This is a genomic window from Bradyrhizobium sp. P2_E8 (assembly GCF_056403875.1).
The window spans coordinates 1-1,377 of the sequence record NZ_JBFUES010001434.1 but is presented as its reverse complement, the minus strand read 5'-3'; the positions used below and the strand labels follow the sequence as shown (position 1 = coordinate 1,377).

The following is a 1,377-nucleotide window of genomic DNA, read 5'->3' as shown; positions in this document are numbered from 1 at the left end:
TCGCTACACCGCCCGCGCGTCATAGGCGTACATGAAGTCCATGCCCTTTGCGCCCAACGGCAAGAACCATTTCATCATCTGGTTTCTGACCCACGCGCCTGTGGCGCTGAACTCGCGCTTGCTGTTGCCGTTGCGGCGGGCCATTGCGACGATCTTCTCGGTGCGCGGGCGCCGCTCGGCCTCGAAAGCCTGGAAGGTGGCGCCGAGCTCCTGTCCGTCCTGCATCAGGCGCGCGAGCCGCATCGCATCTTCCAGAGCGAGCGAGGCGCCCTGGCCGGCATGGGGGCTGGTCGCATGCGCGGCATCGCCGATCAGCAGCGAGCGCTTGCGCGACCAGGTCGGCAAGGTCGCGACATCGAGCGTGTCGGTGACCACGATGTTCTCGGCCGCCTCGATGATGTCGGGGATCGGATCGTGCCAGCCGCGATGGAAGCCGCGCAGGTGCTGCTTCAGCGTCGACGCATCGAGCGCGCGGAACATTGCCGCGTCCATGCCGTGCGCGGGCTGCGTGCTCCACCACATCACGCCGTCGTTCGGATCCGGGCTGCAATAGCCGTAGCCGAAGAAACCGCTCTGGCCGAACGTGGTCTCGACGTGCCGGCCGATCGGCCTGCCGTCGAGCACGGCGTGCGGCACGAAGCCGCCGAAGCCGATCAGGCCGGTGTCGAACGGCCGGGGGCCGTCCGGCATCACCTGGCGTCGCGTGATGGAATGCACGCCGTCGGCGCCGATCAGGAAGTCGCCTTCGGCGGTGGTGCCGTCGGCAAAATAGGCGATGATCGGCTGGTCGCCGCGATCCTCGATCTTGATCAGGCGCTTCTCGAAATAGAGCGAGACGCAGGCGCACCAGGCCTTGTCGATCAGCATCTCGTTCAGCGTGGCGCGACACACGTTCACCGCGGGCTGGCCGAAGCGACGCTCCATGTCGCGATTGATCGAGCCGAGCTTTCGGCCTTCCTGGGAATAGAAGTCGAAGGATTCCGCGACCGAGCCGCGGCTGATCAGCTCGTTTGCGAGCCCGATCTCGTCCATCACATGCATGCCGTTCGGCGCGATCTGAAGGCCGCCGCCGATGCCCTTCGAATAGGGCCAGGCCTCGTAGATCGCGGACTCGATGCCGGCGCGGCGGAGCAGGATCGCGGCGACAGGCCCGGCGATGCCGGCGCCGATGATCAGGGCCTTGCGGGGACGGTTGGACATGGCTTGCTCCCGACGTTTCCGTGGTGCTAGGAGGAATTACGGTCGCTAAATCTCTTAGTGACTAAGATATATATCGACTAAGATATGAGGCCGGCCTTGTCAAGGACGAAGGCGCGCACGACGCTGTTGCAGGAACTCGAGGAGGCGATGCGGCGATCGTCGGCGCAGGGCGTGCTC

Annotated in this window: 1 protein-coding gene; it reads right to left on the bottom strand. The window is 65.5% G+C overall.

Translation table 11 applies throughout. The features are described from left to right. Positions 1-3 precede the first annotated feature (3 nt). The gene (locus AC1D00_RS41170) at positions 4-1,200 is read right to left on the bottom strand and encodes an FAD-dependent monooxygenase (protein WP_477014653.1); all 1,197 of its coding nucleotides are present in this window, start codon (positions 1,198-1,200) and stop codon (positions 4-6) included. Between the last annotated feature and the right edge of the window lie 177 nt (positions 1,201-1,377).